Below are 22,639 nucleotides of genomic sequence, written 5' to 3'. Positions count from 1 at the left end.
CTTCTGGTGGATCGGCCGATTTGAGGCAACAGAATGAGCCTCATTGATCGTACGAGGCTCTAAGGCCGCCGCCCCTATTCCTCAGGCTCCGTGGTGAACATCAGCGGAAAGCCCGCCTCCTTGCCGAGATCGGTGGCCTCCTTGGCCTTGCTCTCGGCAATATCCCGGGCACAAACGACGATGACGCAGACGCCCATCTTGTGGGCCGTCAACATCATCCGGTAGCCGGTCTCCTCGCTCATATGGAACACCGCCTTCAAAACCATGATGACGAATTCGCGCGGCGTGTAGTCGTCGTTGATCAGAATGACCTTGTAGAGCTTCGGCCTTTCGAGCTTCGGCTTGGTCACGGTTTTGGGTTTGAGACTGGTATCGTTGTCCGCCATCGGAAATCCGCCCGTTCGATCACAGGAGTGGAGGAAAGACCCATTGTGCATCGCAAGCCGCCCTCAAACAAGATGCGCTGCGCCGCGATCTCCCCTATAAAGCCTGCAAAACCGGACTGAGGCTTGACCTTGGCCGAAGTTTCCGCAAAAGGCACTGCAACAGAATTCGATCGGACAGGTTTCAAGACCATGGGTTTCAAATGCGGTATCGTCGGACTGCCGAATGTCGGCAAGTCCACTCTCTTCAACGCGCTGACCAAGACGGCGCAGGCGCAGGCCGCGAACTATCCGTTCTGCACCATCGAGCCGAACACGGGCGAAGTGGCCGTGCCCGATCCGCGCATGCGCAAGCTGGCCGATATCGCCAAGTCCAAGGAACTGATCCCGACCCGCATCTCCTTCGTCGATATTGCCGGCCTCGTGCGTGGCGCATCGAAGGGTGAAGGCCTCGGCAACAAGTTCCTGGCCAATATCCGCGAAGTCGATGCGACCGTGCATGTGCTGCGCTGCTTCGAAGACGACGACATCACCCATGTCGAAGGCCGCATCAACCCGGTCGGCGATGCCGAAACGATCGAGACCGAGCTGATGCTCGCCGACCTTGAAAGCCTGGAGCGCCGCACCGAACAGACGCGCAAGCGCGCTGCCTCCAAGGACAAGGAATCCGTCGCCCTGCTGCCGGTGATGGACGCGGCCCTGAAGCTGCTGCAGGACGGCAAGCCGGTGCGCACTCTGCTGCCGACGCTGGATGCGGAGGAAAAGCTGGTGCTGCAGGGCCTCAATCTGCTCACCGCCCATCCGGTTCTCTACGTCTGCAACGTCGCCGAAGCCGATGCCGTGTCCGGCAATGCCCATACCAAGGCCGTCGAAGACATGGCCAAGGCGCAACGCGCCGAAACCGTCGTGATCTCGGCGGCGATCGAATCCGAAGTCGCCCAGCTGCCTGAAGAGGAAGCCAAGGAATTCCTGGAGGCGCTCGGCCTGCACGAAGCCGGCCTCGACCAGCTGATCCGCGCCGGCTACAAGCTGCTCGATCTCATCACCTATTTCACCGTCGGCCCCAAGGAAACACGCGCCTGGACCATTCCGCGCGGCACCAAGGCACCGGCCGCCGCCGGCGTCATCCACACGGATTTCGAACGCGGCTTCATCCGCGCCTTCACCATCGCCTATGAGGATTACATCGCCTTCAACGGCGAAACCGGCGCCAAGGAAGCCGGCAAGGCGCGCGACGAAGGCAAGGAATATGTCGTCCAGGACGGCGACGTCATCCATTTCCGCTTCAACACCTAAGGACGTCGCTCTGGGCTGTCTGAAAGATTTGACAGAGCACACCGAATAAAAGACCGGGCAACGCCGTTCGTTCACTGTGACGGGCGGCGTTTGCGTTTGTGGCGATTTGCGGCCGCCATGGTGCTTGCCCTTCGGCCGATCGGCTATATGTTTGCCTCGCAATCACTTGAGGAGTCTTCGATGCGCCTGATCCCTGCCCTTCTGCTTTCAACCGCCCTCGTCACCCAATCGGCGCAGGCTGCGGATATCAGCCATCAGGGCGCGCAGGAACTCGAGCAGAAATTCACCTCCTACCTGCCGGAAAACCTGGCAAAGTCCGGCCTGATCAAGGTCCGCCCTGGCACCGCCGACTATGAGGTGACGTTCGACCCGACGGTTCTTCTCAAGGATGTCGATCCAAAAAACTTCAGCATTTCAGGCCTTAAACCCTTCCTGTCGCTGATCCGGCCAATGGAAGACGGTCTCTGGCACTTTTCCCAGTCCGCCGATCTCGATGTGAAGGGACAGTTCACCGCCGGAACCGAAAAGGCCGATTTCACCTACAAGATCGATGCGATGCGTGCCGAAGGGATTGTCGATCCCGATCTGCTCTATTTCAAATCCGCAGACATGTCGGCAAACGGCCTGTTCATGACGTCGAAGACACCGCAGCAATCGGTCGAGGCGCGGTTCGGGTCGATGACATCGACGATGAATGCGACGCGGGCAACGCCCGACACGATCGACATCCGCTCCAACATGGCGATGAACGGCTTTACCGAAACGATCATCGACCCCGCCAAGATGAAGGTCGATATAACCGCCGACACCGTGACGGCGGATGTCGCGTTCAACGGTCTTAGCTATCGCCCGGTGCAGGATCTCGTCTTCTTCATCCTCGACAATGTGAAGAAGGACAAGCTGCTGCCGACCGAGCAGGTGCGTCTCAAGTCTCTGGTGCGCGCCAATCTGCCGATGTTCGAAAACCTTTTGGAATCGATCGAGGTCGCCAACCTGAAGGTTGCCACTCCGACCGGCACCTATGGCGCCGAGGCCCTGCGCTACACGATCGACACCAACGGGCTGAAGGACGACGCGAAAGTCGGCTTCGGCGTCACCATCGACAAGCCGTCGCTGCCGCCGGGCCTGGTTCCGCTGGCCTTCAGCTCGGCGCTGCCGGACACCGTGACCACCCGCATCTCGCTGGAAAAGCTCAACCTGGCAAGCGGCATCACCTATCTGATCGACCGCGCCAATTTCGACGCCGAAAAGCCGCTGAGCGACGAGCAATCGGCAGAAGCCGGCCGCATCTTCCTGCCCGGCGGCGCAATGACGATCAAATATGACGAGGTCTCGGCCCGCTCGGCCGTCTACGACTTCAGCCTGTCGGGCACCACCACCGTCTATCCCGACCAGCAGGGCCGCCAGAACACCGACCTGACGCTCTATGCCAAGGATTTCGGCAAGACGATTTCCTATCTGCAGGACAATGCCGCCACCGTGCCGGAATTCGGCCAGGCCGCATTCATGCTGCTGATGGTCAAGGGCTTTGCCAAACAGGCGCCGGATGGCCGCGACATGTGGAATATCGTCGTCGACGAAAACAAGAAGGTAAAGATCAACGGCCAGGACCTGCCCTTCCAGCCGTGATCTGATCGCACGTCAAAACATCGACGTTTCCATTTCCCAGAACAGGCCCGGATGCTAGAAAGGGCCTCTTGGAGGGCATTATACCATGCTTCATTTCGAGGATTTTCCGGCCGGCAAACGGTTCGACTTCAAACCGGTCGAGGTCAAGGCCGATGACGTCATCGCCTTTGCTAGGGAATTCGATCCGCAGCCGATGCACCTGTCGCAGGAGGCCGGCAAGGAGAGCATTCTCGGCGGGCTGGCGGCGTCCGGCTGGCACACCAGCGCGCTGATGATGCGCGCACTCTGCGACAGCTACATCCACGAAACGGCATCGGAAGGTTCTCCCGGTGTCGACAGCATGGAATGGAAGAAAGCGGTGCTTGCCGGCGATACGCTGTCTGGCAGCTGCACGGTCATCGAGGCGCGGGTTTCCCGCTCGCGACCGGAAATCGGCATCGTCAAGTTGAGAGCCGTCGTCACCAACCAGCGCGGCGAGACCGTGGCGATCTGCGACTATGCCAATATGATCCGCTGCCATAAAGCGGGAGACACGGCATGAAACTGTCGGAACTCCATCCTGAAGGAACGCGGGAAACCATCGGCACGGTGACCTTCACCGCCGAAGACATCATCCGTTTTGCCGGAAAATTCGATCCGCAGCCGTTTCATCTCGATGCGGAGCTTGCGAAGCAATCGCTGTTCGGCGGGCTCTGCGCTTCGGGCTGGCATACCTGCGCCGGCTGGATGAAATGTTTCGTGCCCTACTGGCTGGGGGAAGCCAAGCGGCTTGCCGCCGAAGGCATCACCGCGCCAAAACTGGGCCCCTCGCCCGGCTTTCGCGACATGCGCTGGCTGCGCCCGGTCTTTGCCGGCGACACGATCACCTATTTCGTCACCTTCGTTGCGGCCAAGGATCTGGAATCGCGGCCGGGATGGCGGATCAACACCATCCTGTGCGAGGGCGAAAACCAGGACGGCCAGCCGGTGATCCGGTTCGAAAGCAAGGTCATCGAGTTTCCCTAATCTGTCCTGATCAGGGCTTGGGCCGGTAGACAGGATGCAGGCGGGAGGTGATGGCTTCGGGCAGGACCGAAGCCATTGCGAGCAGCACCTGTCAGAAGCACTGATCCCGCGCTATCAGTGGCCGTCGAATTCGATCAGCGTCAGCACCTTGACGCCCAGCGCCTCGATCTTCTTGCGGCCGCCCAGTTCCGGCAGGTCGATGATGAAGCAGGCGGCGACGATATCGGCGCCCATCTGCTGCAGAAGTTTGGTCGCACCTTCGGCGGTGCCGCCGGTGGCGATGAGGTCGTCGACCAGAATGACCTTTTCGCCAGGCTTGATGGCATCGCGATGCATTTCCATCTCATCGACGCCGTATTCCAGGCTGTAGGCGATGCGCACCGTATCGTGCGGCAGCTTGCCCTTCTTGCGGATCGGCACGAAACCGGCCGACATCTGGTGCGCCATGGCGCCGCCGATGATGAAGCCGCGCGCCTCGACGCCCGCGACCTTGTCGATCTTGGTTCCGGCAAAGGGATGCACGAGCTCGTCGATCGCCCGGCGAAAGGCGCGCGGATTGCCCAGCAGCGTGGTGATATCGCGGAACATGATGCCGGGTTTCGGATAATCCGCAATGTTGCGGATCGAATCGATCAGTTCCTGCTGAAGAGAAGAGCTCATGATGGAAGGCATGCCTTTGCGGACGTCTCAGGGAGACGAAGGCATAGCATTAAAGCCGGGATTTTCTATAGGGCTTTCTGATGGAAATCCGCTGGAAGCAGGACCCGACCTGCCCTGCCCCAAACCCCGGCCTCTTGACGCCGCTACTGGGCGGTATCGCTGGTCTTGAGCTTATCCTGCACCTTCTTGGCCACATCCGGATTGGTCTGTGCGGCGGTGATGATGGTCTTGTATTCGTCAAGCGACATGTCCGGCGACTTCTCGACCGCATTGATCATCTGCTTGTTGGCTTCGTTCTGAAGCTTCTGTTTGTTGACGGCATCCTTTTCGGCGCCGATTTTGGCGGCATAGTCCTGGCGCACCTTGTCCACCTGCAGATAGGCGACGGCGAAGGCTTCGATCTTCTGGTCGCTGATGGCAGCCGGTGCCGTGCCCTGCATCGGCTGGGTGCCCTGGGGTTCGGCAGCGCTTTGTGCAAAAGCGGGCGAGCTGATGACGATCAGGCTGAGAGCGGCAGCGGTCAGCGCTGCAACGGGCATGTGGCGAATGGTCATATGCGTGTCCTTCCTTAAGTCAGTCTCAAGACGATTTGCACCGTCCTTTCCGAAAGGGGCGAACCCCGGCCTTAAGGGTTGCGGACGGATCGGGCGACAATGTGACCCTGAAAAGGAAGCTTCGTGGCCATGTCGCGTTCAGAACACGGGCATCGCGTCGCTATTCCCCACCCTTATTGTGAACGCGACCCGGCAATCGGCGGAACCATCGAGTGCGATTTTCGGTTATAGTCGCAGCGTCCCGCTGGGCAATTCAGGCCAAGGGGAACGTGCAAACGCAAGGAGGAGCATCATGCGATTGTTTGAATGCGGGACCCTCGTGCCCGGCTGCGAATGGCACACCCACGCCGACAACGACGCCGAAGTCGTTCGCCGCGCCGTCGAACATATGCGCTCGACGCATGGAGAGACGCTGATTCGCGAAAATATGGTCGATAATATCAAGGCGCGCATCGTCGATGAGGCGAAGGTCGCCTAAATCAGACCATCGATTGAAGCCGGGCAACCAGCGTTGCCCGGTCGGCATTGAAATTCCCATCCACCCATTTGTCTTCCAGCTGCGCCAAAATCTCGCCCACACGCGGTCCGGCCGCAACGCCGGTTGCAAGCACATCCGCGCCCGTCAGCGGAAAGTTCGGCTTTTGCCATTTTTCCGCCCGTGTCAGCAGGCGTTGCAGCCTTGCCATCTCCGGTAGCAGCGATGGATCGCTTTCGGATTTCTGCCGCGACGAGGCCAGCGCCAGCCGCAGCGCGGTCGCCAGTCCCTTTTCGCCATTGCGGTAAAGCAGGCGGTCGAATGCCGTGTCGGCAATTTCGGCCGGCAGGCGCGCTGCCTTGGTCCAGGCGGAAAAATAAGCGGCTTCGGCCTTCGACAGCCGCAGCCGCCTGGCCATGGCCTCCAGCCGTTCGGTATCCGGCGGAACGATCGATGCCAGCCTCAGCAGCGGATCGGGCTGCCAGCCGAAAGCCTGCTCGGCCGCAATCAGGCCGGGGATCGCATCGATGCCCCATTTTTCGCTTTCCGGCAGAATTTCCGTGAGCACGCCGGAGGTGCGCATCCAGAGCAGGGCCCGGCCGGGATTTTCAGCCGATAGCAACTTTTTCAATTCCGACCAGACGCGCTCGGCGGACAAGGTCGAAAGCTTCGAGCGGGCCTGCGCGCAGGCGCGAAGTCCATCCGCATCCGGGCGGCCCGAGCCGTAAAAGGCAAAGAACCGGAAGAACCGCAGCACCCGCAGATAGTCTTCCGCCACCCGCTCGCTGGCATTGCCGATGAAGCGGATATTGCGTTTTTCAATATCGGCGAGACCGCCGACGAGATCGATCACATCACCCCTGGCATCGGCATAGAGCGCATTGACCGTCAGGTCGCGCCGCTCGGCATCCACCGTCCAGTCGGTGCCGAAGGCGACCTCGGCATGGCGGCCGTCCGTTTCCACGTCCCGGCGCAGCGTCGTCACTTCGTAAGGCTTGCCGTCAATGACCAGCGTCACCGTTCCGTGTTCGATGCCGGTCGGCACCGCCTTGATGCCGGCGGCTTTTGCACGTGCCACCACCACATCCGGCAAAAGCGTGGTCGCCATGTCGATATCGGCGACGGCAAGCCCCATCAGGCTGTTGCGCACGGCGCCCCCCACGACGCGGACCTCGCCGCCATCGGCATTGAGGAGTTCAAAGACGCGTGTCAGCGCCGGCGCCGAAAACCAGGCCTCGGTGGCAACGGAGGTCATGCGTAAAGCCTTTCATACAACATGCGGACGATGCCCGCAGTAATGCCCCAGATATGCTGCTCGCCATAGGGCATGCTGTAAAAATGCCGCTCGGCACCCTTCCAGGTCGCCTGGCCAAGGCCGTGATTGTCGGGGTTCATCAGGAAGGAGAGCGGCACATCGAAGACCGCAGCGACCTCCGCAGGATTGGGAATGAGATCGTAACCGGGCTGGACCACGGCCAGAATGGGGGTGATGCGAAATCCCGACATCGCCATGTAATAGGGCAGCCTCCCGACTGTCTCGACAAAGCGGCGGTCCAGGCCGATTTCCTCTTCCGTTTCGCGCAGCGCCGCGCGCTCGGGCGTGTCATCCTCCGGATCGATGGCGCCGCCGGGAAACGACACCTGACCGGAATGCTTGCGCAGCGTTGCCGTGCGCCGGGTGAAGATCACCCGCGCCTCGTCGCCATCATCAATGACAGGCACGAGAACGGCGGCATCCCTCAGCTTCAAAGTTTCCAGATAGGGGACCGTATCCGGATTGAGCAGGAAGTCGCCATGATCGCGCCACGCCTCCTCATCCGGACTGCCCGATTGCTGCAGCGCGCGGCGGCGAAAATCATCGGCTGAAAACAGCGCCCCGGTCATTCAGACAAAGCTTCAAGTTCTTGCGCCGACATGATGGCAAAGGTCACACCGCCGGAGCGCACGGCAAACATCGCGGTGCCGTCAATCTCGACCGTCTCGCCGAGCGCCACCAGATCGTACATCACCGCGCGCGACACCAGCGCCTCCAGCCTGCCCCGCACGTGCAGATAGGGCTTCAACTCACGGTTTTCGCCATGCACGATGAACCGCAAGGAATGGTCCGGCCCCGCCTCGACGACATCGCCGACATTGGTGCGAAAGGTCAGGACGGGTGCGCCATCATGGTCCGTCACATTCATTTCGACGGCGATAAAAGGAGCATCGGCGATGCGAATGCCTAGTTTTTCCACAGGAGTTACAAGATAAGTCTTGCCGTCCTCATCCTTGCGCAGGACCGTGGAAAACAGCCTCACTAAAGGCTGCCGGCCGATCGGCGTTCCCATGTAGAACCAGGTGCCATCAGCCCGGATTTCCATGTCGATATCGCCGCAAAAGGGCGGATTCCACCGCTCAACCGGGGGTAATCCCTTTGTTTGCCCATTGGTCTGCCCGGCCGCGCGCGCAATCAGCGCCGCAAGTCCCGCCGCATCGCCCGCCTGATCTATTTCCGCATCCGCCATCGTTCCGTCCCGTTTGGCCCTATTCTTGCTTTTTATCGAGCGCTTGCTCACGAGATAGTGCGTTGCCCCCGTCTTGTCAGCCACCGCGCAGTGCATAGATTGAAAAACTGAGACGAAAAGCGCGTTTTTCGCGAATCGGCACCGTTGCCGGCCACTGGAGACAGACAATGGGTGTGATGAAAACGACAGACGGCGCGACCGACGACAAGGCGATCATTGCTGCCGCCGAAAAGGCGCTGAACGAGATCGCCCTGATCCGCAAGGAAGTCGGCAAGGTGATCTTCGGCCAGGAAAGCGTCGTCGAGCAGACGCTGCTGGCGGTTCTGTCGGGCGGCCACGCGCTGCTGGTCGGTGTTCCCGGCCTTGCCAAGACCAAGCTGGTCTCGACGCTCGGCACCGTGCTTGGCCTCAATTCCAGCCGCATCCAGTTTACGCCCGACCTGATGCCCTCGGATATTCTCGGATCCGAAGTCATGGATCAGGATGAAAACGGCCGCCGGTCCTTCCGCTTCGTGCCCGGCCCGATCTTCACGCAGCTTTTGATGGCCGACGAAATCAACCGCGCCAGCCCGCGCACCCAGTCGGCTTTGCTGCAGGCCATGCAGGAATATCACGTCACCGTGGCCGGCCAGCGCAACGACCTGCCGCAGCCCTTCCATGTGCTGGCGACGCAGAACCCTTTGGAGCAGGAAGGCACCTATCCGCTGCCCGAGGCCCAGCTCGACCGCTTCCTGATGCAGGTCGATGTCGGCTATCCCGAGCTTGCGGCCGAACGGCAAATCCTGCTTGAAACCACCGGCACGCATGAATCCGAGGCGCAGGGCGTCATCGATGCCGCCAAGCTGCGCGAAATCCAGCAGCTCATCCGGCAGATGCCGGTCAGCGAAAAGGTGGTCGATGCCATTCTGGCGCTGGTGCGCTCGGCCCGCCCCGGCAACGGCAATGCCGGCACCGACAAGAATGTCGCCTGGGGCCCAGGCCCGCGCGCTGGCCAGTCGCTGATGCTGTGCGCGCGTGCCCGTGCGCTGTATGACGGCAGACTGGCACCCTCCATCGATGATACCATGGCGCTGGCCGAGCCGGTGCTGCAGCACCGCATGGCGCTGACATTTGCCGCCCGCGCCGAAGGCATGTCGGTCCGCGACGTGATCACCGGCCTGGTCAAGCAAGCCAAGGGATAATGAATGGCTGCCATAGGCCAAATCGTTGAGCCAACGCCATCCGGAGAAGTCCTGTCCCGTGCGCAGAGCCGTGCCCGGCTGATCCCGGACTGCATGGTCGAGGCAAAGCGCATCGCCAATACGGTGATCTCCGGCTGGCATGGCCGCCGCAAGCGGGGCATCGGCGAGAATTTCTGGCAGTTCCGGCCCTATAGCGATGGCGAAAGCCTGTCGCGCATCGACTGGCGCCGGTCCGCCCGCGACGATCATACCTATGTACGCGACCGCGAATGGGAGGCGGCCCACACCATCTGGCTCTGGGCCGATCTCTCGCCGTCGATGATGTACAAGTCGAAATTCGGCTCGGTGTCCAAGGAAAGCCGGGCGCTGGTGCTGATGCTCGCCCTGGCCGAGATTCTCGCCCGCTCTGGCGAGCGGATCGGTTGCCCCGGTGTGATGGAGCCGGTTTCGGCCAGAAACGCGGCCGAACGGCTTGCCACGGCCCTGATGCATACGCCGCTTTCGGGCGGCCTGCCGCAGACGCAGATGATCCGCGGCGCAAGCGACCTGGTGCTGATCGGCGACTTTCTGGATCCCGCCGATACGATCATGGCGCAGCTCGGTCCGCTCGCGCGGCGCGGATTGCGCGGCCATGTCATTGAGATTGCCGATCCTGCGGAGGAAAGCTTTCCCTATGCGGGCCGCACCGAATTCACCGATCCGGAAACCGGCGAGAAGCTGACGGCCGGGCGCGCCGAGATTATCCGCGACGACTATCGGCGCGCCTATATCGCAAGGCGTGACAGCCTGGGCGAAAACCTGCGCCATCTCGGCTGGACGTTTACGCCGCACCGCACCGACCATCTCGCCTCCGAAGCGCTGGTGGCCGTGCATATGTATTTGTCCGGGATGCCGGGACGCGCCACCCATGGAGGCCAGCTGTGAGCTTCCTGCCGTTCATCTTCGCCAATCCGCTGATGCTGGCCGCGCTCGTTGCGCTTCCGGCCATCTGGTGGCTGTTGCGCATGACGCCGCCAAAACCGGTCACGGAAGTTTTTCCGCCGCTGCGCATTCTGGCCAGCGTGCTGAAACGCGAGGAAACGCCCTCGAAAAGCCCGTGGTGGCTGACGCTTTTGCGCATGCTGATGGCCGCCGCCATCATTCTCGCCATCGCCGACCCCGTATTCAATCCACGCTCCAACACGCTCGCCGGCAACGGACCGCTGGCTTTGGTCATCGACAACAGCTGGGCCACATCGACCGATTGGCAACGCCGGGTCGAGACCGCCGATGCGCTGATCAGCGATGCGGAGGAACGCGACCTGCCGGTCTCCGTCGTCTTCACGGCCGATCAGGACCACAATGCCGTTCCCGGATCGGCCGTCAGCGCCCGCAACCGCCTGGCCGCTGCAGCACCGCAACCGCTGCGCCCCGACCGCGCCGCAGCCGTCAACGCGCTGAGGACCGCGCTGGATGGATCAGCACCTGGAACGCTGGCTTTCCTGTCCGATGGCATCGAGGCGGCGGACGATAAGGTCATGGCGGAGCTTGCAGCGCTGTCGCCGCAAAATTTCAGGCTGATCGAAGGCGGCAAGGATCAGGCCGTGGCGATCAGCAATTCCGCCAATGACGCCGAGTCGATGGTGGTGAGCGCCACCCGTCTCGACACAGTCACAGCCCGCACGGTGCCGGTCACCGCCTATGACACGCGCGGGCGTGCGATTGCCAACGGCTCTATCGCCTTTGCCGCCGGTGAAGGCGTGGCCCGGGGCACGCTCGCCGCCCCGTTCGAACTGCGCAACGACTTTGCCCGCATCGCCATCGACGGTCAGGCCACGGCGGGCGCCACCTTCCTGCTGGACGACGGCTTTCGCCGCCGCCGCGTCGCCCTTTTGAGCGGCGAGGCCCGCGACCAGTCGCAGCCGCTTTTGTCGCCGCTCTACTATATCAACCGGGCGCTTGCCCCCTATGCGGATCTGATCCAGCCGAACGAAGCGGATATGGCGGTCTCGATCCCCGAGCTTCTGGCGCAAAAGCCGTCCATGCTGATCATGGCCGATATCGGCCGCCTGCCGGAAGAAACCTATACGCCGATCACCAAATGGATCGAAAACGGCGGCACGCTGGTGCGGTTTGCGGGTCCGCGTCTGGCTGCGGCCCCGGCCGACGATCCGCTGGTTCCGGTGACGCTGCGCCAGGGCGAGCGCGCGCTGGGCGGCGCCCTCTCCTGGTCCGAACCGCAGCCGCTTGCCGATTATCCGGCGCTCAGCCCATTTGCCGGCATGCCGCGCCCGGAGGGCATCCTCGTCAAGCGGCAGGTGCTGGCCGAGCCGACCGCCGACCTGTCGTCGCGCACCTGGGCAAGCCTTGCCGATGGTACGCCGCTGGTGACTACGCGAACGCAAGGCTCAGGCCGCATCATCCTGTTTCATGTCAGCGCCGAAGCAACCTGGTCGAACCTGCCGATCTCCGGCGATTTCGTCGAGATGCTGCGCCGGAGCGTGCAACTGTCACGCAGCGGCGGCGTGGCCAGCGAAGGCGCGGCAACCGGCCAGACGCTGGCGCCCTACCGCCTGCTCAATGCCGATGGCGTGCTGATCAGCGAGACCGGCAAGGCGCGGCCTCTGGATATTGCCGCTGGAACCACCCCGAGCTCCAGCACCGAGCACCCGCCCGGTCTCTATGGTTCGGAAGAAGGATTTACCGCGCTGAACCTTTTGCCCCGCGATACCGCGCTGACGCCGATCGATGCCAGCGGCCTGTCCATTCCCTACACATCCGAGCCGCTGATCGGCGCCGAGGCCTGGTCGCTGAAACCGTCGCTGTTTGCCGCAGCCCTCATCCTGCTGCTGATCGATTCCGCCATCGTTCTGTTCATGGGCGGCGCCTTTGCCCGCTGGAAAATGCCGGCCGCTGCCGCCATCGTCCTGGCCATCGCCGCCGCCGCGCTGGTGACAATGCCCGGCCAGTCGCTGGCCGATGACAGCAAGCCCGGCGACGACCTCATCATGCGGCAGCTGGACAAGACCCATCTGGCCTATGTCATCACCGGCGAGGCCGAGGTCGATCGTCTTTCCGAACGCGGGCTGGCGGGCCTGACCGACTTCCTCACCTATCGCACGACACTGGAACCCGGCCCGCCGATCGGCCTCGACATCGCCGCCGACGAATTGTCGTTCTATTCGTTGATCTACTGGCCGATTTCAGCCAATGCGCCGATGCCGAGCCAGGCGGCGATCAGCCGGATTGACGCCTATATGCGCTCGGGCGGCACCGTGCTGTTCGACACACGCGACCAGTTCTCCTCGCTCTCGTCGGCCTCCGGCAGCAGCCCCAACTCCGAGCGGCTGCAGGCGATCCTGGCCGATCTCGACATCCCGCCGCTGGAGCCCGTGCCGACCGACAACGTGCTGACCAAGTCTTTCTATCTTTTGTCGAATTTTCCCGGCCGCTACAATGGCAGTCCATTGTGGATCGAGGCTCAGCCCGACAATGGCGCGCAGCCGACCGGCAGGCCGGCGCGGTCCGGCGATGGCGTTTCGCCGATCATGATCACCGGCAACGACTTTGCCGGCGCCTGGGCGATCGACGCCAACGGCATGCCGCTTCTGCCGACTGTGCCGCCGGACGAGCAGCAGCGTGAACTCGCCTTCCGCTCCGGCGTCAACATCATGATGTATATGCTGACCGGCAACTACAAGACCGACCAGGTGCACATTCCTGCTCTGCTCGAACGGCTTGGCCAGTGAGGGTGCGCAAATGACACTCGATTTCCAGCCCCTGCTCCCCTGGCCCTTCATTGCCGGACTGGCGCTTGCCGCCGTGCTTCTGTCTGCGCTCGGCTTCTGGCGCGGCGTGCGGGGTGCCGCTTTCCGCACGGCAGCGCTTGCGGCGCTCTGCCTTGCCATCGCCAATCCGGTGTTCTTCCAGGAAGAGCGCGAACCCCTCTCCACCATCGTCGGGGTCGTCGTCGACCGCAGCCAAAGCCAGGACAATGCCGGCCGCCGCGCCATGACCGACCAGGCGCTGGCGACGCTGAAGGAGCGGCTGGCCAAATTCCCGCAGATCGAGGCGCGCATCGTCGAAGCCGCCGATGACGAAAATACCGAAACGCCATCGACCAAGCTGTTCACGGCCCTGCAGACGGCATTGGCAGATGTGCCGCCCGCCCGTGTCGGCGGCGCGATCTTCATCACCGACGGCCAGATCCACGACGTTCCCGATATCAACCAGCCGCTCGGCTTCGATGCGCCGATCCATGGCCTGATCACCGGCAGGCCCGACGAATTCGACCGGCGCGTCGAAATCGTCAGCGGACCGCGCTTTGGCATTGTCGGCGAGGAACAGAAGGTGACGTTCCGCATCGCCGATGACGGCCAGGCGCCCGGCGGCACGGCGGAAGTGACTGTCAGCCTCAATGGCAACCAGATAGCCACCGAGATGGCCGAGCCCGGCACCGATGTGCCCTTCGCCTTCACCGTGCCGCGCGGCGGCAACAATATTCTCGAATTTGCCGTGGCGCCGGTGGATGGTGAGGTAACCCAAGCCAATAACCGCGCCGTGCACGTCATCGACGGCATCCGCGAAAACCTGCGCGTGCTGCTTGTTTCGGGCGAGCCGCATTCCGGCGAACGCGCCTGGCGCAACCTGTTGAAATCCGACGCCGCCGTCGATCTCGTGCATTTCACCATCCTGCGGCCACCGGAAAAGCAGGACGGTACGCCGATCAACGAATTGTCGCTGATCGCATTTCCGACCCGCGAACTGTTCGTCGACAAGATCCAGGAATTCGACCTGATCATCTTCGACCGCTACCAGCATCGCGGCGTGCTGCCGATCCTGTACTACGACAATATCGCCCAATATGTCGAAAACGGCGGCGCTCTGCTCATTGCCGCCGGACCTGAACATGCCGGCGATGACTCCATCGCGACGACGCCTCTGTCGGCCGTTCTCCCCGCAAGCCCGACCGGCTTCATGAACGAAAAAGCCTTCTATCCGCGCCTGTCGGATGAAGGCAAGAAACACCCGGTCACCCGTGGGCTCGAAGGTGCGGATAGCGAACCGCCGCATTGGGGCCGCTGGTTCCGCACGGTGGATGTCGCACCGCCGCTCGGCCAGACGGTGATGCAGGCGGCCGACGGCAAGCCTTTGCTCGTCCTGAACCGCGTCGGAAAGGGCCGCGTCGCCATGCTGCTTTCCGATCAGGGCTGGCTCTGGGCGCGTGGCTTTGAGGGCGGTGGCCCAAGCGTTTCGCTCTATCGCCGCACCGCGCACTGGCTGATGCAGGAACCGGCGCTGGAGGAAGAGGCCCTGACGGCGCATGCGCGCGGCCGCACGCTCGAAATCGCCCGGCAGACGATTGCCGGCGATCCGGGCCTGGCAACGCTCACCTATCCGTCCGGCAAGACCGAGGAGATCACGCTGGCGGAGGGCGAACCGGGTCTCTACAAGGCCAGCGTGCGCACCACCGAGACCGGGCTTTTCGATATCACCAATGGCGAACTGAACACGCTGGTTCATGTCGGCAGCGTCGATGCGCCGGAATTCAAGGCGACGATCTCGACCACGCAGACGCTCGCCCCCTGGGCGGAAAAGACCAAGGGCTTGGTACAGCGCCTCGCCAGCGCGGATGGCCCGGTCGATGTGCCGCAGATCCTGCCGGTACGCGGCACCGTCCGCGTCGCTGATGATCAGCGCATGTCGCTGCGCATGACCGACGAAACGGTGCTGAAAGGCATCAATTCGCTGTCGCTGTTCGCCGGCTTCCTCGGCCTGGCCGCCCTGCTGTTCGTACTCTCGGCCACGTGGCACCGTGAGGGGCGGTAGGAATTGGGCTGAGGTTCGCCTCGGCTTGCCCATCGGAGGCCTCAACGCCTCCGTCATTCCTGTGCTTGTCACAGGAATCCAGTGCGCCGCGTCGGCGGCGCGCAAGACCCTTCCTGAAAGCGGAGTAACTGTCCCCTCACGGCACAGACACGCCGCAGCTGGATTGCTTTGACAAACACGGGAATGACGAAGCGTTTTTCACAAGCCGTTATTCACACTGGATTTTAAGGCAAGGGCGGCACCCCTTACAACCTCTTCCGGATCGGGTCGAATTCCGGTCCAGCCTTGCGCTTGACGGGATCCGGCTTGCTCGCATCGATCGCTTCCCAGTATTTCCAGTTGACCTTCTGCGAGCCCAGCTCGTAGTCCATGCCGTCCCAGCTGTCCTCACGAAAGCTGTAGAAGGCCCAGTGCAGTTTGCTGTTGTCGAGCGACGTCAGCACATCTTCGAGATAGGTCTTGCAGCCGGCCCAGCGGCGCATGCAGCCGAATTCTCCGGCGACCATGCGGTTGCGCGGGATGCCGTGGCTGTCGGCCCACTCGACCGGCTGCTGAAGATAGGCGGCGACGCGGTCCCGGTTCCAGGTTTCCTCCGTGTCCGCGAACGGGACCTTGCCGGGATAGGCATAGGGCTTGTCGCGCTTCATGTTCGGCGCGCTGGTGGCGGCATAGGGTTCATACATATGGAAGCTGTAGAGCACCTTGCCGTCGGCAAGCGGTCCTCGCCAATAGCTGAAGGCGTCGGCTGCGGCATACCAGCCGGCATCCGCCATGACGGGCGTTACCGGATCGGCTTCGCGGATGGCCTTGATGACGGTGTCGTAGAAGGCCGGCAGGTCGCGTGCGGTACCGGCCTGTTTGTCATACCAGGCCGTCATAGCTTCATGGCCGCCGTGCTCGGCAACGCCATTGTTCTTTTCCGGGGCCGGTTCGTTGATGATGTTGTAGGCCGCGACAGCCGGGTGATCCTTCAGCGCTGCGGCCAGATCCTTCCAGAAGGCGGCAGATTGCGCCCAGAACGCCTTGTCCTGCCAGAGGCGGCCGTCGAATTGATCGCCGTTATTCTGTGCCCAGCGCATGCCCGGCAGCGACAGCGGCGTAATCACCACCTTCAGCCCCGCCTTGTCAGCCCGGTCGAGCGCCGCCTTCAGCACGGCGAGATCGCCCGCCGGAATGCCCTCGTATTTGTCGGCATCGCCGATCAGGAAATCGCGTTTTTCCGGTTTCCACTTGTCGTAGGACAACCGCACCCCGCTGGCGCCATAGCCTTTCAGAGCTTCGAAATAGGCCTCGTCCGGTGGCAGCCGGTTGAAGCTGTTGCCGCCATGCTGCGGCTCGTCCCAGAAATGCATCAGATCGGCCGCAGAGGCGGACGTGGCAAGGAGAAGCGAGGCGAGGACGGAGGGCAGCAGGCGCATTCAAAATATCCCGGTTGCAAAGACCGGGATATTCGCAGGCACTGTGGCGGAATTGGGAACCCGGCTGCGTTATCTGCCGGAAACACCCGCCGGGCACATCATGCCCGCCAGTGGATATCACCCTTCAGGCCGGCATGGACGTCCTGCGCCATCGGCACGACCAGGACCCGGTTGGGATCGACCGGCCCCGGAAATGTCAGCGCGCCATAGGCGACCTTTTCGAAGCCGAGCGGCTGGTAATAGGGCGGATCGCCGACGAGGATGACGCAGTGCGAGCCCTTGCGCCGGGCCGCCTCGACCGCAATGCGCACCAGCTCGCGGCCGATGCCGCGGTTCTTGTGCGATGGGCGAACGGCAAGCGGTCCGAGCAGATGCCCCTTGACCGATCCAGCCATCACCGGCGTCATCCGCACGGAGGCGATCGTTTCGCCATCGTCGGCGCAGACGAAGGACAGCGCCAGATCGTGCGGCCCCTGCTCGCGGATGCGGGCGGCTGCGCGCGCAAACCGGCCGGGGCCGAAAGCTTCTTCATTGATGATTTCGATGGCTGCGTCGTGGGAAGCGTCTTCGGTGAGATAGACGAGATCGTGCTTTTTCATGAACATCAGGAAACCGGGCCTACGAGACAAAAATATGATGGCGTCGCCCTCAAGGGCGTTTGCAGCATCAGCGTCGTCGTGGGCTTCCCGGGAAAAACATCAGCTTTGATCCGTGTTCAGAAAAATTCTGCTTGGCCGGATAGCAGAAAAATGCGCCGCGTCAAAGCCTAAAACGCACTGTTCAGCTTTTGCGGACTATATGCGCCGGCCGGTTGTACTATCTATGGATCATGAATTCACGAAAAGGCGGCGCTTTGGCCGCAGGAGATCGATAATGGGCATGCTGGTTGACGGCGTCTGGCAGGACGTCTGGTACGATACGAAGGAAACCAAGGGACATTTCAAGCGGGCGGCCTCGCAGTTCCGCAACTGGATCACCGCCGACGGCGCGGCAGGCCCGACCGGCGAAGCCGGCTTCAAGGCGGAGGCCGGGCGCTACCATCTCTACGTCTCGCTCGCCTGTCCCTGGGCGCACCGCACGCTGATTTTCCGCAAGTTGAAGAAGCTGGAAGACCTGATCACCGTCTCGATCGTCGATCCGCTGATGCTGTCGAAGGGCTGGGAGTTCAAGAATGAGATCGGCGGCACCGTCGATCATCTGTTTGGCGCGCAGGCGCTCTGGCAGGTCTATGTGAAGGCTGACCCGCGTTATTCCGGCCGCGTCACCGTGCCTGTTCTCTGGGACAAAAAAGAGAACAGGATGGTGTCCAACGAATCCTCGGAAATCATCCGCATGTTCAATTCGGCCTTCGACGAATTGACGGGATCGAACGACGATTTCTATCCACAGGACCTGCGCGCCGATATCGACGGGTTGAACGAGCGCATCTACGATGCCGTCAACAACGGCGTCTACAAGGCAGGGTTTGCTACCACGCAGGATGCCTATGCGGATAATGTCACGACGCTGTTCGAGGTTCTGGACGAACTGGAAGAGCGCCTGTCCACCCGCCGTTACCTGACCGGAAACCGGATCACCGAGGCCGACTGGCGGCTGTTTACAACACTGGTGCGCTTCGATCCGGTCTATGTCGGCCACTTCAAGTGCAACATCCGCCGCATTGCCGATTACCCCAACCTGCAGGCCTATCTGCAGGATCTCTACCAGGTGCCGGGCGTCGCGGAGACGGTCAATATGCGCCATATCAAGGAGCATTATTACCGCAGCCACACGATGATCAATCCGACCGGGGTCGTGCCGTTGGGGCCGGTGCTCGATCTTGATGCGCCGCATGGCCGGGAAAAACTGACCGCCTGATTACCAGAAGTCGGCTGGCGGCGTGCTCCCTGAAAGCTCCGCCAGCCGCCTGCGTGTCGCAGGCGTCGTCGCCTCGGGCAGGTCATCCAGCGCAAAGAAGCCGCTCTCGACGATTTCCATGTCCGGCTTCTTCCGCGAAACCTGGCGCACATTACGGCAGCGATAGAACACCACATGGTCGCGATTGCTGGTCTGCCGGTTGAAATAGACATGGAAAAGTTCGGGCAGGCCGCTCATTTCAAGATTGCCCTCCTCGCGTAATTCCTTGACGAGCGCCTGCAGGGCCGTCTCGCGCCGCTCCAGCCCGCCGCCCGGCATATGCCAGCCCGGCACATAGGAATGTCGCACCAGAAACACCCGGCCTTCGGCGTCGAAACAGGCAGCGCGGACCCCCATGGTCATGCCCCGCGCAAACGCGAAGTAGCTGTGCACCACGCGGGTGATCAGCCTGGATTTCCAGCTGCGCATTTCCGGAGGCGCTTCGCTCATGCGGGTCCTGTCCCTTTCGTGATCGGCTATCCGGGATAAAACACCCGGAATGATTCCCCTTTTCAGGAATATGCGCTAGGTACCAGGGATGTTCAAACTCGCCCATATTTCCGATATCCATCTCGGCCCCCTGCCCGACCTTTCTTTCCGCGAACTTGCATCCAAACGCATTACCGGCTTCGTCAACTGGCACCGCAACCGCCGCAATCACCTGGTCGGCAATACGCTGAACCTGTTGATGGACGAAATCGAGCGGATCGATCCGGATCATCTGGCGATCACCGGCGATCTGGTCAACCTTGCCTCCTCGCGCGAGATCGAGGTCGTGACGGAATGGCTGCACGAGGCGGGCAAGCCGGAAAACATCTCGATCGTGCCCGGCAATCACGACGCCTATGTACCGGGAGCCTACGAGAAAACCACGCGCGCCTGGTACCCCTACATGCGCGGCGAGCGCGGACCGGCGGAATGGAACGAGGATTTTCACTGCTTTCCCTATCTGAGGGTGCGCGGCCCCGTGGCGCTGATCGGCTGTTCGACAGCCGTCGCCACGCCGCCTTTTGCAGCCAGCGGCTATTTCGGCAGCCGCCAGGCGCGCGAGACGGTCAATCTCCTGCGTGCGGCAGGTGAAGCGGGTCTGTTCCGCGTCGTGATGATCCATCACCCGCCGATCCACGGCGCTACATCCATGCACAAGCGCATGCTCGGCATTCGCCGCTTCGCCGCAACGATCACAGCGGGTGGCGCCGAGCTCGTACTGCACGGGCATACCCATCTTAACACGGTCTATTCGCTCAAAGGCCAGGTCAAACCCGTGCCGGTCGTCGGCATCGCATCGGCCTCGCAAGGGCGCGGCGGCAAGAAACCGCCGGCGGGGTTTAACCTGTTTTCCGTCTCCGGCAGTCCGGGACAATGGAACGTCATCCGCGAACGCTTCGAACTGACGATGGACAGCCGCTCGGTGACGTTGGCAGAGACCACCCGGCTCTGATCGCGCACGCGTTACTCGCCACGCACCGAAAAAAGCCTATGCTTGCGAAATAATTGGTGCCGGTCATCCGTCCCATAGGGCTGACCGTAAGAAGGACGGTGCTGACATCGCAGATGTCATGCGCAATCCGGCTTGCCGGTATCAGTTTCAGCCAGGGAGATGACCATGATCCACAGCAAGACCGCCATGATTGCCTTGTTCTCAGCCGCCTCGTTCTTTGCGGTAAGTCAGACGGCCTTTGCCGCCGGCGAGGATACGACCGCGCCGCCGGAAAAGACCAAGACCACCACCGAATGCAAGGACGGCAAGGTCTGGGACAAGACCAAGAAGGAATGCGTCGATGCCAAGAAGAGCGGGCTTGACGACGACATCCTCTTCAAGGCCGCCCGCGAACTGGCCTATGACGGCCAGTTCGAAAACTCCTTGACGGTCCTCGACGCCGTCAAAGACCAGAACAGCGCCCGCATTCTCAACTATCGCGGCTATTCCAATCGCAAGGCCGGACGCATGGAACTGGGCATGAGCTTTTACAAGCGTGCGCTGCAGGCGGATGAAAACTATATCCTGGCGCGCTCCTATATGGGCCAGGCGCTGCTCGAGCAGGGCAAGGTCGAGGAAGCCAAGGCGCAACTGATCGAAATCCGCGACCGCGGCGGCGAAAACAATTGGGCTTATCAGGCCCTGCTGCAATCGCTCGGCGGCGTACGCCAATATTGATCATACTAAGATCAGGCCGGGCTAACATATTGCCCGGCCTGACATTTGACGTTGAGAAACGTCGCCCGAGTGGCAAAATCTGCCCTTCCATTCCGCTCCCGGCTTGCAGACCAAGGGTCAAATGTTTCATATCAACCGGCGTGTATTTTGACCCGGACGAATAAAGTCTCGATCCGGAACGTTTTCTTTGGAAGAGCAATGCGTCCAGCGGCAGACTCGAACGAATTCAGACGGGACTTGGTCGGTGTGCTGCCCAAGTTACGCCGTTTCGCGATGACACTGACGCGCAATGCAGCTGATGCCGATGACCTGGTTCAAGAGGTTTGCGAGCGTGCGATCACCCGCAATCATCTCTGGAACGGCGAAGGGCGGCTGGAAAGCTGGATATACGCAATGACACGCAATCTATGGATCGACGAGATCAGAAAGCGCCGGGTGCGCACCGGCGGCGGTACCGTCGATGCCGCAGAGCAGGACGAACTTTCGATCGAGGCATCCGGCGAAAAAGCTGTTTACGCCAACCAGCTGCAAAAAATGATTCTCTCCATGCCGGAAGGCCTGGCGAGCGTTTTCCTTCTGGTCAACATCGAAGGCCACAGCTACCGGGAAGCTGCTGATATCCTCAAAATACCGATCGGAACGGTGATGAGCAGGCTGTCGACCGCGCGCCTGCGTCTTGCCGCGATGATTTCAGAGACGACGGAAAGGAGGGCCTGAACGTTGCAGAACACGAAAGGGCTCCCGCTCGACATTCGCCTGTCGGCCTATCTTGACGGCGAAGTGAGCGATGCGGAACGCAAGGAACTGGAACAGCTGATCGCGCGCGATGACGAGGCGCGCCGGCTGTTGGAAATGCTGCAGGCCGGAAATACCTTCGGCAACAAGGCGTTCGAGGAATTTCTTCACGATCCGGTACCGCTGTCGCTGGTGCGCCGGATCAAGCAGGGACCGGGCGTCAACCCAAAGACCGAACGCGTCGTGGCCGCCACGCCGCGCCAGGCAAAACAGCGCCTGTGGCCGCGTGCCCTCGCCGCCTCGCTGGTTCTGCTTCTGGTCGGCGGCTCCACCGGTTTTATCATCGGCAAGACCAGCCAGGACAATGTCCCGCAGTTGGAAGTGGCGGCTGCCCGCACCTGGCTCGACGATATCGCCGATTATCACCGCGTCTATGCCCGGCAGACGGCGGAACATCTGGTCGAAGTTCCAGCCTCGGCCGGAAACCGGATCGAAGGCTGGCTGGCGTCGAATGTCGGCGTGAGTTTTGCGCTGCCGGACCTGAGCAGCAAGGGCCTGACATTCCAGGGCGCCCGCCTGCTTGTCGCGGCCGGAAAGCCCGTGGCACAACTCATGTACAAGGATCAGGACGGCGACGTGTTTGCGATCTGTTTCCTGAAGAGCACGCCGGGTACCAGCGACGGCAAGCTGACCGAAAGCATGCGTGACGATATCGCGATGATTTCCTGGCAGAAGGGCGCCGCATCCTATGTCGTGGTCGGCCCATCGTCCGACCCGTCGCTCGAGCAGCTTGCCGAGGCGATCTCAACCGAAATCTGAGGGCTTGGCTGACTTATTAAGAGGGCCGCATCCTTCGAGGACGCGGCCCTCAGATTGCTGACAAACCCTGTAGACGCTTGTTTGACGAGAGCGATAACCTACCCTCCCTCATTCCCGC

At 61.9% G+C, this 22,639-nt stretch carries 23 protein-coding genes; 14 read left to right on the top strand and 9 right to left on the bottom strand.

The features are described from left to right. Positions 1–74: 74 nt before the first annotated feature. A complete protein-coding gene (gene clpS, locus ASD32_RS15345) occupies positions 75–386 on the bottom strand; it encodes an ATP-dependent Clp protease adapter ClpS (protein ID WP_060638925.1) in 312 nt (103 codons plus the stop codon). 189 nt (positions 387–575) lie between these two features. On the opposite strand from clpS, the gene ychF reads away from it, so the two are divergent. The 4 genes from ychF to ASD32_RS15325 all read left to right on the top strand — a co-directional run bounded on the left by ychF (position 576) and on the right by ASD32_RS15325 (position 4,313). Beyond that, entirely contained in the window at positions 576–1,679 is a 1,104-nt protein-coding gene (gene ychF, locus ASD32_RS15340; protein ID WP_060638975.1) for a redox-regulated ATPase YchF, read from the top strand. A 180-nt stretch (positions 1,680–1,859) separates the two neighbouring features. Then, positions 1,860–3,308, top strand: a complete 1,449-nt coding sequence (locus tag ASD32_RS15335; protein WP_156383196.1) for a hypothetical protein — start codon at positions 1,860–1,862, stop codon at positions 3,306–3,308. 85 nt (positions 3,309–3,393) lie between these two features. Beyond that, the gene (locus ASD32_RS15330; RefSeq protein WP_060638923.1) at positions 3,394–3,849 is read left to right on the top strand and encodes a MaoC family dehydratase; all 456 of its coding nucleotides are present in this window, start codon (positions 3,394–3,396) and stop codon (positions 3,847–3,849) included. Beyond that, positions 3,846–4,313: a MaoC family dehydratase gene (locus tag ASD32_RS15325; protein ID WP_060638922.1), complete on the top strand. Its 468-nt coding sequence runs from the start codon at positions 3,846–3,848 to the stop codon at positions 4,311–4,313. The genes ASD32_RS15330 and ASD32_RS15325 overlap by 4 nt, the downstream gene beginning before the upstream one ends. A gap of 114 nt (positions 4,314–4,427) precedes the next feature. Here ASD32_RS15325 and ASD32_RS15320 read toward each other — a convergent pair whose 3' ends face one another. Both ASD32_RS15320 and ASD32_RS15315 read right to left on the bottom strand, forming a co-directional pair. Next, entirely contained in the window at positions 4,428–4,973 is a 546-nt protein-coding gene (locus tag ASD32_RS15320) for an adenine phosphoribosyltransferase (RefSeq protein ID WP_060638974.1), read from the bottom strand. A 143-nt stretch (positions 4,974–5,116) separates the two neighbouring features. Then, complete coding sequence (locus tag ASD32_RS15315; RefSeq protein ID WP_060638921.1) at positions 5,117–5,527, bottom strand: DUF4168 domain-containing protein; 411 nt, start codon at positions 5,525–5,527, stop codon at positions 5,117–5,119. Between the two features lie 292 nt (positions 5,528–5,819). Here ASD32_RS15315 and ASD32_RS15310 point away from each other — a divergent pair, with 292 nt between their 5' ends. Further along, positions 5,820–6,005 (top strand): DUF1059 domain-containing protein, encoded by a 186-nt coding sequence (locus tag ASD32_RS15310; RefSeq protein WP_060638920.1) that lies wholly within the window; start codon positions 5,820–5,822, stop codon positions 6,003–6,005. 1 nt (position 6,006) lies between these two features. Here ASD32_RS15310 and ASD32_RS15305 read toward each other — a convergent pair whose 3' ends face one another. The 3 genes from ASD32_RS15305 to ASD32_RS15295 are packed head-to-tail and all read right to left on the bottom strand — an operon-like array spanning position 6,007 to position 8,506. After that, positions 6,007–7,257, bottom strand: coding sequence for a CCA tRNA nucleotidyltransferase (locus ASD32_RS15305; protein ID WP_060638919.1), 1,251 nt, complete (start codon positions 7,255–7,257; stop codon positions 6,007–6,009). Beyond that, positions 7,254–7,886 (bottom strand): CoA pyrophosphatase, encoded by a 633-nt coding sequence (locus ASD32_RS15300; RefSeq protein ID WP_060638918.1) that lies wholly within the window; start codon positions 7,884–7,886, stop codon positions 7,254–7,256. The genes ASD32_RS15305 and ASD32_RS15300 overlap by 4 nt, the downstream gene beginning before the upstream one ends. After that, positions 7,883–8,506 carry a DUF1285 domain-containing protein gene (locus tag ASD32_RS15295; protein WP_060638973.1) on the bottom strand — a complete coding sequence of 208 codons (624 nt, stop codon included), beginning with the start codon at positions 8,504–8,506 and terminating at the stop codon, positions 7,883–7,885. Before ASD32_RS15295 ends, ASD32_RS15300 begins: the two co-directional genes overlap by 4 nt. Positions 8,507–8,673: 167 nt before the next feature. On the opposite strand from ASD32_RS15295, the gene ASD32_RS15290 reads away from it, so the two are divergent. The 4 genes from ASD32_RS15290 to ASD32_RS15275 are packed head-to-tail and all read left to right on the top strand — an operon-like array spanning position 8,674 to position 15,495. Continuing rightward, positions 8,674–9,687 (top strand): MoxR family ATPase, encoded by a 1,014-nt coding sequence (locus ASD32_RS15290; protein WP_060638917.1) that lies wholly within the window; start codon positions 8,674–8,676, stop codon positions 9,685–9,687. Between the two features lie 3 nt (positions 9,688–9,690). Further along, positions 9,691–10,611: a DUF58 domain-containing protein gene (locus ASD32_RS15285; protein WP_060638916.1), complete on the top strand. Its 921-nt coding sequence runs from the start codon at positions 9,691–9,693 to the stop codon at positions 10,609–10,611. After that, entirely contained in the window at positions 10,608–13,415 is a 2,808-nt protein-coding gene (locus tag ASD32_RS15280) for a DUF4159 domain-containing protein (protein ID WP_060638915.1), read from the top strand. Before ASD32_RS15285 ends, ASD32_RS15280 begins: the two co-directional genes overlap by 4 nt. A 10-nt stretch (positions 13,416–13,425) precedes the next feature. Next, a complete protein-coding gene (locus ASD32_RS15275; protein ID WP_060638914.1) occupies positions 13,426–15,495 on the top strand; it encodes a hypothetical protein in 2,070 nt (689 codons plus the stop codon). A gap of 245 nt (positions 15,496–15,740) precedes the next feature. Here the strand turns inward: ASD32_RS15275 and ASD32_RS15270 are convergent, their stop codons facing one another. Next, positions 15,741–16,913, bottom strand: coding sequence for a cellulase family glycosylhydrolase (locus tag ASD32_RS15270; protein WP_060638913.1), 1,173 nt, complete (start codon positions 16,911–16,913; stop codon positions 15,741–15,743). A gap of 98 nt (positions 16,914–17,011) precedes the next feature. Continuing rightward, positions 17,012–17,512 carry an N-acetyltransferase gene (locus tag ASD32_RS15265; RefSeq protein WP_060638972.1) on the bottom strand — a complete coding sequence of 167 codons (501 nt, stop codon included), beginning with the start codon at positions 17,510–17,512 and terminating at the stop codon, positions 17,012–17,014. A gap of 274 nt (positions 17,513–17,786) precedes the next feature. Between ASD32_RS15265 and ASD32_RS15260 the strand changes: the two genes are divergently transcribed. Continuing rightward, a complete protein-coding gene (locus ASD32_RS15260; RefSeq protein WP_060638912.1) occupies positions 17,787–18,770 on the top strand; it encodes a glutathione S-transferase family protein in 984 nt (327 codons plus the stop codon). Here the strand turns inward: ASD32_RS15260 and ASD32_RS15255 are convergent, their stop codons facing one another. Continuing rightward, positions 18,771–19,259 carry an NUDIX domain-containing protein gene (locus tag ASD32_RS15255; RefSeq protein WP_060638911.1) on the bottom strand — a complete coding sequence of 163 codons (489 nt, stop codon included), beginning with the start codon at positions 19,257–19,259 and terminating at the stop codon, positions 18,771–18,773. An 88-nt stretch (positions 19,260–19,347) separates the two neighbouring features. On the opposite strand from ASD32_RS15255, the gene ASD32_RS15250 reads away from it, so the two are divergent. From ASD32_RS15250 to ASD32_RS15235, 4 genes are all read left to right on the top strand, one after another. Next, complete coding sequence (locus tag ASD32_RS15250) at positions 19,348–20,250, top strand: metallophosphoesterase (RefSeq protein ID WP_060638910.1); 903 nt, start codon at positions 19,348–19,350, stop codon at positions 20,248–20,250. Between the two features lie 186 nt (positions 20,251–20,436). Further along, positions 20,437–20,967 (top strand): tetratricopeptide repeat protein, encoded by a 531-nt coding sequence (locus ASD32_RS15245; protein WP_244490178.1) that lies wholly within the window; start codon positions 20,437–20,439, stop codon positions 20,965–20,967. Positions 20,968–21,165: 198 nt separating this feature from the next. Next, a complete protein-coding gene (locus tag ASD32_RS15240) occupies positions 21,166–21,684 on the top strand; it encodes an RNA polymerase sigma factor (RefSeq protein WP_060638908.1) in 519 nt (172 codons plus the stop codon). A gap of 3 nt (positions 21,685–21,687) precedes the next feature. Next, the gene (locus tag ASD32_RS15235; protein ID WP_060638907.1) at positions 21,688–22,521 is read left to right on the top strand and encodes an anti-sigma factor; all 834 of its coding nucleotides are present in this window, start codon (positions 21,688–21,690) and stop codon (positions 22,519–22,521) included. Positions 22,522–22,639 lie beyond the last annotated feature (118 nt).

It is taken from the genome of Rhizobium sp. Root483D2, from assembly GCF_001426685.1.
Lineage (GTDB): Bacteria > Pseudomonadota > Alphaproteobacteria > Rhizobiales > Rhizobiaceae > Pararhizobium > Pararhizobium qamdonense.
This window is presented reverse-complemented; position numbering and strand designations above follow the sequence as displayed.